The organism is Cronbergia sp. UHCC 0137 (assembly GCF_034932285.1).
In the GTDB taxonomy this organism is placed as follows: Bacteria; Cyanobacteriota; Cyanobacteriia; order Cyanobacteriales; family Nostocaceae; genus Cronbergia.
Genome location: NZ_JAYGHC010000024.1, coordinates 33,429 through 46,252, shown reverse-complemented (window position 1 = coordinate 46,252; position 12,824 = coordinate 33,429). Strand labels below are relative to the sequence as shown.

Genomic DNA, 12,824 nt, shown 5'->3' with positions numbered 1-12,824 from the left:
GCTACGCGAACGTTTAAAAAAAGAGAGTTTGAGGCAACTTGAGTTAATACAAGTAGGGATTTGTTTTTGGTTGATAGTCACAGCAATCAACAGCCGCTTCCGTACTAGCCCTAGAGGGATGAACCGTACATTTAAGACGATAATTGTTAGTAAAAAACTGACAATTATGACAGGGGATTTGGTGCATCTGTTTAGCCGTAGATATACTATTTCGTGCGGTTGTCCAGAGAGTCCACAAAACAAGAATAATTACATACCAAGCCCCAATAAAACAAATAGGAGCTAAAAAAGGTTGTATGGCATGAATAAACAAAGATATAAATTCTAACACGGCAAATGCTGATACTTTTTAGGAGATTGAAATTAATATAATCCCTAATTGATCCCTTCTTACTTCTAACCAAAGAAATATTTCAATTAAATTAACATAACAAGACTTACGCAAAATATCTCTCAAAACCTCATTTCTCTGTGAACTCTGTGCCTCTGTGGTTAGTTTTCCAGTGATTTGTGCGTAAGTCCTGTTTTCAATCAAACCAACTAAAAAATAATCTCAAATTGATCTAGAGACATTCCAAAGAACATCTCTAAATCCTTAACCAGAGACTAAACGCCAGCGTGACCCAAAGCCAAACCAGTTACAAGCATACCTAAAACCAAGAAAGGCTGGGCGCTCGCTTGATACTTAACATCATTAGCCACAGGATCGCGGAGAAAATACATATCTTGCAGAGTAATTTGGGGGATAATTAACAAAATCAGGATTGCAGCGTATAAATTCTGATGAATAAAAATCAGATAAGCCGCAACCAGACTTTGGAACAAATCAATCATCACCACACAAATCCAGGCAGCATTTTTGATGCCAAACATCACTGGTAGAGATTGTAAACCTAATTGGCGATCGCCCTCAACACTTTTGAAATCATTAACAATAGCAATACCCAAACCCGCCAAACTATAGAACAGAGTCAGAATCACAATTTTCCAATTCAGTTCCCCAAACAAAGCATGACCAGCCCACCAAGGTAAAGCGATATAACTAGCACCCAACGCATAATTACCCAGCCAACCATTTTGTTTCAGCTTTAATGGAGGTGCAGAATAGATATAGGCGATGAAAGTACCAAAAATAGACAACATCAAAACATTAGGAAATGTATGACCTGCCCATAAATCCAAGGTATACGCCACCCCGTATCCTAGCAATAATAAAACAATGACTTGGCTAATTACTTGCTTTTCCGAAATTGCCCCCGAAGGAATAGGACGATAAGGTTCATTAATCGCGTCTATTTCCCTGTCATAATAATCATTGATGGTTTGAGTGTAACCCGTCAACAACGGACCCGAAAGCAACATACAAAGTGCCGCCTTCAACACATTTTCTAGAGTCCAAGTGTAATTACCAGCAGAAGCCGCACCGCAGACCACACCCCAAATTAAGGGAATCCAGGTAATAGGCTTCATCAATTGCAAGCGAATTTTCCAAATAGAAGTTTCTCCTGGGGCTGCACCTTTCATCCCCAAAAGTTGCCTAGTTTTAGCACTGCGGTCTTGATCAGTATTATTTACAACTGATTCCACTGCCTCAGACGGTTGAGAATTGGGAGTAATAGGAGTTGATTCAGACATAAGTTTAGTAAGAAAGAGTAAGGAGAAAGGGAAAAGAGATTCCCAACCTCCAGTCCTGATCAATTAAAACGAAATTATCAAATAATTATTCTGAAACTTTGCACCAGCCACGGGTTTACCACTTAAAGCCGGGGGTAAGAATATGTTACGGCGGTGATCTCCAGCCTCCACAGTCACCTCTGGCCCGTACTGGGTGAGTTTGACTTGCTTTTTGTCAAAACCAGGTAAAAACAAGCGTACTTGACGATTATGAACGTCAATTTCCATTGGCTTGGGGGCCTGGGATGCTTGCTGGACAAAATTGGGTAGAGCATCGATCATTGGTTGCCATTCGCCCTTGGTGACATCAGGAACAACACTGATAGTTAGGGGATTAAATTCCTCTGACAAATTAGGATCTTGTTCAGCACCCAAGAGAATTACACCACCGACAGTTAGACCAATTTGTTGAGAACTACCCCAAAGATAACGAGCATTAGCCACTTCAAGCGGATCTGGGGTTGTCACCAAAAAAGCAGCTAAACGGTGGGGATCAGCTAAAGCAGCCTTGCCTTTTTCCAGAAAATTATTGACTTGGTTAGTGGGTTGGGCAAAATTATTTTCTGTCCAATTGACATTGAAAAAACTGGTAATTAGGGGTTGAATCAAAGGTGATTCAGAAATTGTTTTGCCTAAGTCAGAGTTGACAAATAACTGGCGAAATCGGCGAACATACCAGCCAAGGGAGTCTGGAATTGCCAACATCCGTAAAGTCAAAGAATCACCTGTGCCATCATAGATAATTGCATCATATTGGCCACTGGCATCATATTCACGAATGGCGTTTAAAGCCAAGGCGCTATCCATTCCCGGTAATACCACCAACTCTTGACCATAGACTTCTTTAAAGATTGGTGTGCGGAGGTATTGGGCTTCCAGTTTTTTCGCTTCATCCCAATTACGTTCTAGCAGCACAGATGATTGAAACTGTACCGCTTGGAGATTGGGAGCGATTTCTTGGGGGTCGGGAGCAATTGCCGTACCCAGTAGCATTGGCAAAGTTGGTTCTGCGTGTCCTGCTAGAAGTACACGTTTCCCTTGGGTGGCCAATAACTTGGCTGTAGCGATCGCTATTTTGCTACGAGCAGCGCCGCTTTTGCCCAAAAATGTGAGTATCAGGGACATTAATTGATTCCTATTTTCACCACCTATCTTGTCAACTCCAACTTAGCACTCAACAAATGCTCTCAGCTTGTGTTTTCTATCTGAGGGTTGATCAAAATCCTATACGGGTTTGATTTCGTCTTCAAAAAACCAGGTAGAGAATTTGTCATCAAACTTCACCACCATCCCAATACCAGCACCATCGGTAACTTTGTATCCTTCAATAATACCTATTTGTCCTAGTTTTTGAGCGATCTGGGCAGAAACGCGATCGCGCAAACGATAAACTTTAACCTTTTGTCCAATTTCCATTTTTAGTTACCATCCAATCAACCAAGTCTCAGTGTACCGGAATCTGGCACTCAGTTATCATTAGTAATGATTTAAAATTGAATTAGCCATAAACAACATTGCCTTCAATACAGACAATTGTACTCAAATAGTATAAAATTTCCTTACTAACTTCCTTCTGGACTGTCGTGGTGTTTAAGAATGGCGCTTTCCGTTAAAAATAATTTAACTTGGTTACAAGTGCAGCGATACTGGGAACTCTTGTATGTCTTAGTAGTGCGGACACTCAAGGTACGTTATCGTGGCTCGATTCTGGGTGTTTATTGGTCGCTGTTAAACCCGTTGATTATGACAGGGCTTTATACAGCCATTTTTGGGGCAACTTTTGCATCATACTACGATAACTCCATAGTTAACTATATGTTGGCAGCACTTACTGGGCTGTTAGTAATCAATTTCTACTCAGCTTCCACATCCCAAGCTTTGTCTAGTGTCGTCGGTAATGGTGCATTATTAAATAAAATTCGTCTACCAGTCAGCGTTTTTCCTGTATCAATGATTGCGGCTAATGTGTTTCAATTTTCAGTAGGAGCATTTCCATTATTAGCAATAATGACTTTCATTAACTCCAAAAGTTTAGTTAATGTCCTAGCTTTGCTATTTCCATTTCTAGCCCTGATTTTAGTTTCTACAGGAATTGGATTTTTGGTAAGTGCTTTATACGTGTTCTTTAGAGATTTACCATACTTCTATGAGTTAATTACCTTTGTAATTTGGATTAGTAGCCCTATCTTTTATCCAGCAGCTATTGTACCAAAGGCAGTACAGCCATTTCTCAACTTAAATCCCTTATCACCAATTATTGAAAGTTTGCGTCAAATTACATTATCAGGTTCTCTACCAGATTTGGGTTTAATTTGGGGTGCTTTACTTAGTGGCATAATTATTTTAGCCCTGGGATGGACTTCTTTTCATATCTGGCGACATCAATTTATGGACTTGCTGTAAACACCCAAAACAATTAGTTTATAATTAACGAAAGATAACAATTTATCCAAATAAAATCTATGGCTTTAACAGCACAACAAATAGAAGCATTAATGCCAGATTGTACAGAATTACTCAGCGATGAACCAGAGATGGAAAGCTCTTTGCATTACACACAGTTATTAATATTAGTAACTTGCTTAGAATGGTTATGGCGTGATAAAGAAGATTTCTTCATTGGTGCAAATCTGAGTATTTACTATAGTCGTCAACAGTTAAAAAACCGAGACTTTAGGGGTCCAGACCTTTTCCTAGTCAAAAACACCGAAAAACGTCCTCGTACTTCTTGGGTAATATGGGAAGAAGAGGGTAGATATCCCAGCCTGATCATAGAATTACTTTCCGATTCTACAGCCAAAGTGGATCGGGGATTAAAAAAAGAGTTATATCAAGATAAATTCCACACTACTGAGTATTTTTGGTTTTCTCCTAACACATTAGAATTAGTGGGTTGGCGATTAGTAGGAAGTGAGTATGAAAATATTACCCCTTCTCAAAATGGCTGGTATTGGAGTCAGGAATTAGGATTATACTTAGGAGTATGGGAAAAAAGATTAAGGTATTTTAGTGTTGAAGGAAAATTGATCCCCACACCAGAAGAGGCAAATTTAGAAGAAATTAAAAAAGCTGAAAATGAACGTAAAAAGGCTGAAAATGAACGTAAAAAGGCTAAAGCTGAACGTCAAAGGGCTGAAACTGAACGTCAAAGGGCTGAAACTGAACGTCAAAAGGCTGAAACCGAACGTCAAAAGGCTGAAAATGAACATCAAAGGGCTGAAAACGAACGTCAAAGGGCTGAAAACGAACGTCAAAGGGCTGAAAAACTAGCAGAGTATGTGCGATCGCTCGGCGTAGATCCTGATAGTATAAAAGACAACAACTTATCCAAATAAAATTTATGGCTTTCACAGCACAAGAAATAGAAGCATTAATGCCAGATTGTACAGAATTACCGAGCGATGAACCAGAAATAGAAAGCTCTTTGCATTACACACAGTTATTAATATTAGTAACTTGCTTAGAATGGTTATGGCGTGATAAAGAAGATTTCTTCATTGGTGCAAATCTGAGTATTTACTATAGTCGTCAACAGTTAAAAAACCGAGACTTTAGGGGTCCAGACCTTTTCCTCGTCAAAAACACCGAAAAACGTCCTCGTACTTCTTGGGTACTATGGGAAGAAGACGGTAGATATCCCAACCTAATCATAGAATTACTCTCTGATTCTACAGCCGAAGTGGATCGGGGATTAAAAAAAGAGTTATATCAAGATAAATTCCACACTGGTGAGTATTTTTGGTTTTCTCCTAACACATTAGAATTAGTGGGTTGGCGATTAGTAGGAAGCGAGTATGAAAATATTACCCCTTCTGAAAATGGCTGGTATTGGAGTCACGAATTAGAATTATACTTAGGAGTATGGGAAAAAAGACTAAGGTATTTTAGCGTTGAAGAAAAATTGATACCCATACCAGAAGAAACAAATTTAGAAGAAATTTAAAAAGCTGAAAACGAACGTCAAAGGGCTGAAAAACTGGCAGAGTATGTACGATCGCTCGGCATAGATCCTGATAGTATAAATTAGCAGAAAATCATGACTACAACCATAAATCTAACCAATAACTCAAAAGCAAGGTCAAAACTACCTGTTCGTGTCATTTCTCTCTCAGGTCTAAAGACGCTGAGTTTCCCACTTACCAAGAGGTCTTATGACAACAATAATAGCTGATCCTAATTCTCAAAAACGTAAGCAATTTATTAGTCTGGTAATGAAATATGTTAAACCAGGTTCAGGGAGCAGTATAGAATTTTTAAATAAACGGACTTGGAACCATCCTGTGACAAACCTTAATATTATTATTAAGCAAGCTCCTTTTGTTGTTGTTGGCGGTGTGGCTACAAGGCTGTATATGCCTGAAAGAATGACTCTTGATTTAGATATTTTAGTTAGAGTAGAAGATGCTAAATTGATATATCAAGATTTAGAAAAAGCAAATGGGGAAAAAATTGGTAATTTAAGCATTCCTGGTAGTCAATGGAAATTAGATGATGGAACATCTTTGGATGTATTAGAGTTTGACGGATATTGGGTAACAGAAGCTCTTAATAATCCTAATTATGCCGCAGATGGATTGCCAATAATAGACTTACCTTACTTAGTATTAATGAAGCTCATAGCAGGGCGTAGCCAAGATTTGGCAGATATTAGTCGAATGTTAGGGGGAGCAAACGATTCGCAATTACAGCAAGTCAAAAAAGTAATCAATCAATACCTGCCAAATGCAGTAGAAGATTTGGAAAGCTTAGTCATTTTGGGTAAACTAGAACAAAAATAATTAGGGCTTGGTGTGCCACTTCGTGGAGCTACGCTAAACGCTTACCCACAGAATCAAATGATTGGGCTGTCTTTAAGTATAGCTTTGATTTGGGGGACTTTACTAAGTGGCATCATTATCTTAGCATTGGGATAAACTTGTATTCATCTGTGGCGATATCAATTTAGGGATTTGCTTTAAATGGAAGTAATTCGGCTGGATCACGTTTCTCTCTGGAGAAGAACTCAAGAGGAATTTTCTTATGACCTAAAAAAAACGCTTCTATCTGTGATAGAGGGAAAATATCGTCAGCCAGCTAAAAAATTAGTTCTTGATCAGATTAATTTAGTAGTTGACAAAGGCGAAAAAATAGGTATAATAGGTGCGAATGGTTCTGGTAAATCTACCCTTTTAAAAATAATTTCTGGTATTCTTCAGCCTACCAGTGGCACTGTAAGAGTAGGCGGTCAAATTGCACCTTTAATTGAACTAGGAGCAGGTTTTGACGGAGAAATATCAGTAATGGACAATATACTCCTTTATGGTGTATTGTTGGGGTTTTCTAGGGCTGAGATGAAAGCAAGGGCGCGTTCTATTTTAGAGTTTGCTGAATTGGAGGATTATGCGCTAGTTCCAGTTAAGGGCTTATCTTCTGGTATGGTGGCTCGTTTGGGTTTTTCCATTGCTACAGATGTTCAACCTGATATTTTGATTTTGGATGAGGTCTTGTCAGTAGGAGATGAGAGCTTTAAAAATAAATGTCAGCAAAGAATAGAGAAGTTCTGGGATGAAAATGCCACAGTTTTAGTAGTGTCCCATGATTTAAAGTTTGTTGAACATTCTTGTGATAGAGTGATTTGGTTAAATAAAGGTAATATAGAATTAGCTGGAGAATCCAATAAAATTGTCGAATCTTATCTGGAAAGTGTTAACAATTATTCAGAAATAATTTCTAGTTAAGCTCTTTTAGAAAAATACGGGGAATAAAAAAATAAAAATTTTTGCTAGATAAACAGGTTAAAAGATGGAAAATAACACAATGAATTTAAAACAACTGTATGAAGAAGATTATTTATTGTGGTTAGAGCAGAATATTAAATTATTGAGCGATCGTCAATTACAAGAGATAGATTATGATCATCTAATAGAGGAATTAGAATCTTTGGGAAGAAGTGAAAAAAGAACAGTAGAAAGTTTGATGAAACAATTATTGATTCATTTATTATTATATCAATATTGGACAACAGAGCATCAAAAAAATGCTAATCATTGGACTGTAGAAATTCTATCCTTTAGAGATCAACTCAATGAAGAATTAGACTCTAAAACTATTTATAATTATGCAAGAGAAAAACTTGATAAAATATATCAAAGTGCTGTCAAACTTGCTACAAAAAAAAGCACCTTAATTTTACCTAACCAATGTCCCTATAGTTTTGAGCAAATATTGGATGAAAACTGGCTACCACAACCTAAAATAACCACATATTAAAAAAATCAGATAAATCATAGAGGCAAACAGTTGATGAATTTTCAAGGAATCAATGTATTAGTAGATGGTTATAATCTAGAAATGATACAAGGAACCGGTATCAAAACTTATGGTATAACTTTAGTTAAAACATTAACTTCTCTAGGAGCAAACGTAGATATATTATGCAGTCGTTATACTAATGATAATAATTTACTTTTAAGTGAAGCTTTATTTTTTGATATACAAAAGCACAACGGTAATAATTTACAAATTAAACGGATTATTATTGGAATTATTAAAGGATTTTATACAGCCAAAAAAGTACCGATTAGTGATTTTATAATTAAACGAGAAGCCGACTTTATTTTTGATTATTTAGCTAGTTCGGGTGAAATATTTAATATTTACAATTGTTATAAAATTACTAACAATTTATATAAATTAATTCAGTTAGAAACAAAAGTTAAAATTAAAAAAAAAATTGATATATGGCACGCTACCTATGCACTTCCTATTAAAGTAATAGGCGCGAAAAAAGTTACAACTATTCATGATTTAATTCCGTTAAAACTTCCTTATACTACTTTAGATGATAAAAAATCTTTCTTTAATTTAACAAAAGATGCCATTAAAAGTTCTGCAATGATTTTAGCAGTTTCAGAAAATACCAAAAAAGATATTCTACATTGTTTTGATGTTGATCCAGACAGAATTTATGTAACCCATCAACCAATAATTGATAATTCACTGTTAGTCAAAGAGGATGCTACAAATATTAACTTAAAGAAATATAAACTTAAATATAAAAAATATATTCTTTTTGTTGGAACAATAGAGCCTAAAAAAAATGTTGGGAGATTAATTGATGCCTATAGTTGTCTAGATACAGATATGCAATTAGTTATTGCCGGAAAAAAAGGATGGTTATGGGAAGATGAAATTGGTAAATTAGAAGCTATTTTTGGTAAAGGTTTTAATAGAAAAATTAAGCTTCTTGAATATGTTTCAAAAAAAGACTTAATATATCTGTACCATGGAGCCTTTTGTTTTGTTTTTCCGTCTTTATACGAAGGATTTGGTTTACCACCACTAGAAGCCATGTCTTTAGGATGTCCTGTAATCACATCTAATGTCGCTTCTTTACCAGAAGTCTGTGGAGATGCTGCTCTTTATGTAGATCCTTATAATTCAGATGATATTAGACAAATGCTGGAGAAGCTGATCAATAACCCTCAAATACAAACGCAACTTATAGAAAAAGGCAAAGAAAGAGTAAAATTGTTCAGTATGGAAAATTATGCTAAAAAGTTATACGAAGCTTACACCAAAATCCTTTAGTTCACCAAATCCCATTCATCTATAAATCAAGGTAATAATTATGCCATTTCCAATTAGCGATAACTACTGGTCAAATACATTACAATTTTTGCAGGATCATCTTAACAATGAAGATAAAATAATAGCTAATAGTGAATTTGCAGAAAAGATTTCAAATACGACAGCTTACCCTTCAAACTCAAACATAGAATTGAGTAACTATCAATGGGTTGTGATTAATAAGGGGATAATGAATGAATTAGACTACCTTTTTTTGCAACAGGTAACAAAAAAATTTATCCCAGTATTTGCGAATGAAGTATTTGTTATTTTTTCTAAAACAGATCAAATATCCAGACTAGATGCAACATTAGTTCATTGGCAATCATTTGTAAGCAATATGACAATTCAAGAAAAAATTTACAAAAGGTCACATACAATTTTTCACAAAATTAAGCGGTTTTTATTACCTTTAAAGAGAATAATAAAACTTGAATCAATTAAACAAAATCTCGTATCTGTAGCTGCTAATCCAGATTATTCAACTCTTTCAGTAGCAAATATCAAAGAATTAATGGATAGCAGATATAAATCTCAAAACGCTTATAATATGGTCTGTTTGTGGGATGATGTTAGAGCTAAAGAACTCACTAGACATATAATGGGAGCTATTGTCCCAACTTATGATAGTACGATCCTCGAAATTGGTTGTGGAAGTGGAGGTAGTGCCTCATATATAGACGAATGTAAAGAATATATTGGGACAGACCTTTCAGAAGTAGCTATATCTCAAGCAAATACCGAATATAGTAAGAAACCAAATTTTAAATTCATGGCAATGGATGCAATGAAGCTAGAATTTGAAGAAAATAGGTTTGATGTTGTCATTGCCAGGGAAGTAATAGAACACCTACCAGATCCTATTGATTGTTTGAAAGAAGCATTTAGGGTACTAAAAAGTGGTGGGATGTTTGTTGTTACTTCACCTAATCGTGATAGTCTTCACTTGCGTGTTAATAGAATGCTTGGATATCAAGATTTCAAGTGTTCATTTGATCATATCAAGGAATTTACATTTCAAGAAGCAGCAGAAATGCTAACCGATGTAGGATTTAAAATTAAGGATACAAAAGGTGCTTTTTTAATGCCGTACTGGGGTATAAATAATGTAGATTCATCTGTCCGTCATTTAACTGATAATGATGCAATAATGGTTGAAATGTTGAGGGAATTAGGTGATAGAGTGGGTGCAGAGTACGCATTTTGTTTTATTATTATATGTATCAAGCCGTAAATAATCTCGAATCTGTTTGATGACACATAATTGATGATTTATGGTTAGCATGAATCTCTGTATTTTCATATGTACTACTTAATGAACACAGTAAATAATTCATTGTCTAATCAATTAATCATCAATTTATCTATCTTATTTTCCCAACCAACAGGCATAAGCAATTATGCCAAAAACCTTTTCCCTTATTTAAAATCTCTTCAACCTACATTATTAACTAGCCAAAATTATAGGGAATTTAACTGTTATCAAGTACCAAATAATCTGACCCCTGCTGACGGGACGAAAGGTCATTTTAACCGGATTATTTGGACACAATTTGAATTACCGCAAATTTATAAAAAGCTCAAATCGCAACTATTATTTTCGCCAATTTCAGAAGCACCACTGTATGCTAATTGTCGCTTTGTGGTCATGGTTCACGATTTTATTCCGTTGCGGTTTCCTAAGCGATTTTCTCCACTCACACCCTACCATCGTTACTATGTTCCCCAAGTCCTTAAACAAGCAGAACATATTATTTGTAACTCTCAAGCAACTGCTAAGGATATGGTAGATTTTTTCCAGATTCCTAGTAATAAAATAACACCAATTCTTTTGGCGTGCGATCGCACACAGTTCCAATTCCTGGATCTCCCTAAGCGCAATTATTTCCTATACATAGGTCGTCAAGACCCTTATAAAAACCTGCAAAGATTAATTACGGCTTTTTCTGCACTACCTAACAGAAATGATTATGAACTGTGGTTAGCAGGTCCCTACGATCAACGTTACTCTCCATTATTAGAAATACAAACTCAAGAATTAGGAATCAATCATCTCGTTAAATTCCTCAACTATGTATCTTATGACAAATTACCAATAATTATTAATCAAGCGATCGCGCTAGTTTTCCCCAGTCTTTGGGAAGGGTTTGGTTTACCAGTTTTAGAAGCAATGGCTTGTGGCACACCAGTAATTACCTCTAATATTTCTTCACTTCCAGAAGTTGCGGGAGATGCTGCTATTTTAATTAATCCCTATAATTCAGGGGAAATCACAGCAGCAATGCAAACGATTATTAATGATTCAGAAACAACAAAACAACTTTCAGCCAAAGGACTAAAAAGAGCGAATCAATTTAGTTGGGAAAAAACTGGACTTGCTACAGTTGAAGTTTTAAAAAAATATCTTGGATCGTAGCAGATACCCGATTTTTTAAAGAAGTATGGTTCTTATATCTTATTCTTTATTAATTGACATTTTCTTGTTATCCACAAAAATTATACTAAATATTAAATTTTCCCAAAGCCAATAATGGAAAATAACAAATTAAAAGTTATAATCTCTATAGAACTCATCAAAAAAAATAGAGCAATGACTGAAAAAACCATCTCAGCAGACTTAGACCTAGAAACAGCAGAGCGGATTAGTGCATTATCAAAAATGGAAAATCGCTCAACATCCCAAATAGCTAGTGCTGCAATCAAGCTAGGATCTATGTTACCTCATAATACTTGGTCAGCACTCTTACAGTTAAATGGAGTCGCTTCTGAGGCACAGTGGCAAGAAATTAGTCAAGAAATTACAAGAGTTTTATTGCATCATCAATACAAACTTGCTCAACAAAGAATTGCCCAAAATATAGATCAAAATTGGTTAAATTTCTTAGAAACTGAAGATGATATACTCTCTGCTTCAGTTGAGTTAACTCGTGATGTCTAATCCTTTACGCTTATGTCTTGATCTCAATATTTGGTGTGCGGCATTATTAGCTGATATCAAAGGAAATGAAAACATGACTACACCACGCAAGCTATCAGCTTGTCAAAGTATAGTTGACGCAGTTCGTTATGGTCGCTGTTATATCGGAACAGTAGAACTTGTGATTTCTTGGGGAATGTTAAATCGTTTAGAGCAAGTTTTATTAAGATTAACTCCCTTAGCTGATGATGTGTCTTTCTATGTGGATATTATCCGCAGTTATGCTCAAATTCAGCCTCAATTAATATTAGGAGGAACGGGTATTATTCCCATTACTGATATAGAAGATCAGCACGTTTTAGAAGCAGCTTTAGCTGGTCGAGCTAATATATTAGTGACAGCTAATTTTAAAGATTTTTTAAATAAAGATATTGAACTTATCATTCCTGAAAGACATAGTATTTATCATTCTCCTATCCATGAATTTCACATAGTTCATCCTTATTTAATGATTAGTTGGCTAAATCAAGGTAATATTCCTAAAATTCTGTAATCTTTATAATAAGAAAAATAAAAATAAAGGAGAGTTGCAACGGTTCAGTGAGGGTAAACTCCTTCGGAAATC

Annotated in this window: 15 protein-coding genes; 11 read left to right on the top strand and 4 right to left on the bottom strand. The window is 35.6% G+C overall.

Translation table 11 applies throughout. From position 1 onward, the window contains the following. Positions 1-43: 43 nt before the first annotated feature. The 4 genes from VB711_RS14215 to VB711_RS14200 form a co-directional block, all read right to left on the bottom strand. Entirely contained in the window at positions 44-331 is a 288-nt protein-coding gene (locus tag VB711_RS14215) for a hypothetical protein (RefSeq protein WP_323286741.1), read from the bottom strand. A 275-nt stretch (positions 332-606) separates the two neighbouring features. Continuing rightward, positions 607-1,635, bottom strand: a complete 1,029-nt coding sequence (chlG, locus tag VB711_RS14210; protein WP_323286740.1) for a chlorophyll synthase ChlG — start codon at positions 1,633-1,635, stop codon at positions 607-609. 63 nt (positions 1,636-1,698) lie between these two features. Beyond that, positions 1,699-2,799, bottom strand: coding sequence for an ArsA family ATPase (locus VB711_RS14205; protein ID WP_323286739.1), 1,101 nt, complete (start codon positions 2,797-2,799; stop codon positions 1,699-1,701). A gap of 99 nt (positions 2,800-2,898) precedes the next feature. Beyond that, positions 2,899-3,090, bottom strand: coding sequence for a DUF2862 domain-containing protein (locus VB711_RS14200; protein WP_323286738.1), 192 nt, complete (start codon positions 3,088-3,090; stop codon positions 2,899-2,901). Between the two features lie 180 nt (positions 3,091-3,270). On the opposite strand from VB711_RS14200, the gene VB711_RS14195 reads away from it, so the two are divergent. The 11 genes from VB711_RS14195 to VB711_RS14145 all read left to right on the top strand — a co-directional run bounded on the left by VB711_RS14195 (position 3,271) and on the right by VB711_RS14145 (position 12,752). Next, positions 3,271-4,077 (top strand): ABC transporter permease, encoded by an 807-nt coding sequence (locus VB711_RS14195; RefSeq protein ID WP_323286737.1) that lies wholly within the window; start codon positions 3,271-3,273, stop codon positions 4,075-4,077. A 59-nt stretch (positions 4,078-4,136) separates the two neighbouring features. Continuing rightward, positions 4,137-5,009: a Uma2 family endonuclease gene (locus VB711_RS14190; RefSeq protein WP_323286736.1), complete on the top strand. Its 873-nt coding sequence runs from the start codon at positions 4,137-4,139 to the stop codon at positions 5,007-5,009. Positions 5,010-5,014: 5 nt separating this feature from the next. Beyond that, positions 5,015-5,617: a Uma2 family endonuclease gene (locus VB711_RS14185; protein ID WP_323286735.1), complete on the top strand. Its 603-nt coding sequence runs from the start codon at positions 5,015-5,017 to the stop codon at positions 5,615-5,617. 208 nt (positions 5,618-5,825) lie between these two features. Then, positions 5,826-6,452 carry a hypothetical protein gene (locus VB711_RS14180; protein ID WP_323286734.1) on the top strand — a complete coding sequence of 209 codons (627 nt, stop codon included), beginning with the start codon at positions 5,826-5,828 and terminating at the stop codon, positions 6,450-6,452. 180 nt (positions 6,453-6,632) lie between these two features. Beyond that, positions 6,633-7,391 carry an ABC transporter ATP-binding protein gene (locus VB711_RS14175; protein WP_323286733.1) on the top strand — a complete coding sequence of 253 codons (759 nt, stop codon included), beginning with the start codon at positions 6,633-6,635 and terminating at the stop codon, positions 7,389-7,391. Between the two features lie 64 nt (positions 7,392-7,455). Next, positions 7,456-7,923, top strand: a complete 468-nt coding sequence (locus VB711_RS14170) for a DUF29 domain-containing protein (protein WP_323286732.1) — start codon at positions 7,456-7,458, stop codon at positions 7,921-7,923. A 33-nt stretch (positions 7,924-7,956) separates the two neighbouring features. Further along, positions 7,957-9,243 carry a glycosyltransferase family 1 protein gene (locus VB711_RS14165; RefSeq protein ID WP_323286731.1) on the top strand — a complete coding sequence of 429 codons (1,287 nt, stop codon included), beginning with the start codon at positions 7,957-7,959 and terminating at the stop codon, positions 9,241-9,243. A 40-nt stretch (positions 9,244-9,283) separates the two neighbouring features. Further along, entirely contained in the window at positions 9,284-10,516 is a 1,233-nt protein-coding gene (locus tag VB711_RS14160) for a class I SAM-dependent methyltransferase (RefSeq protein WP_323286730.1), read from the top strand. Positions 10,517-10,597: 81 nt separating this feature from the next. Next, positions 10,598-11,698 carry a glycosyltransferase family 1 protein gene (locus tag VB711_RS14155; protein WP_323286729.1) on the top strand — a complete coding sequence of 367 codons (1,101 nt, stop codon included), beginning with the start codon at positions 10,598-10,600 and terminating at the stop codon, positions 11,696-11,698. 174 nt (positions 11,699-11,872) lie between these two features. Then, positions 11,873-12,220, top strand: a complete 348-nt coding sequence (locus tag VB711_RS14150; protein ID WP_323286728.1) for a hypothetical protein — start codon at positions 11,873-11,875, stop codon at positions 12,218-12,220. Then, positions 12,213-12,752, top strand: coding sequence for a PIN domain-containing protein (locus tag VB711_RS14145; protein WP_323286727.1), 540 nt, complete (start codon positions 12,213-12,215; stop codon positions 12,750-12,752). The genes VB711_RS14150 and VB711_RS14145 overlap by 8 nt, the downstream gene beginning before the upstream one ends. Positions 12,753-12,824 lie beyond the last annotated feature (72 nt).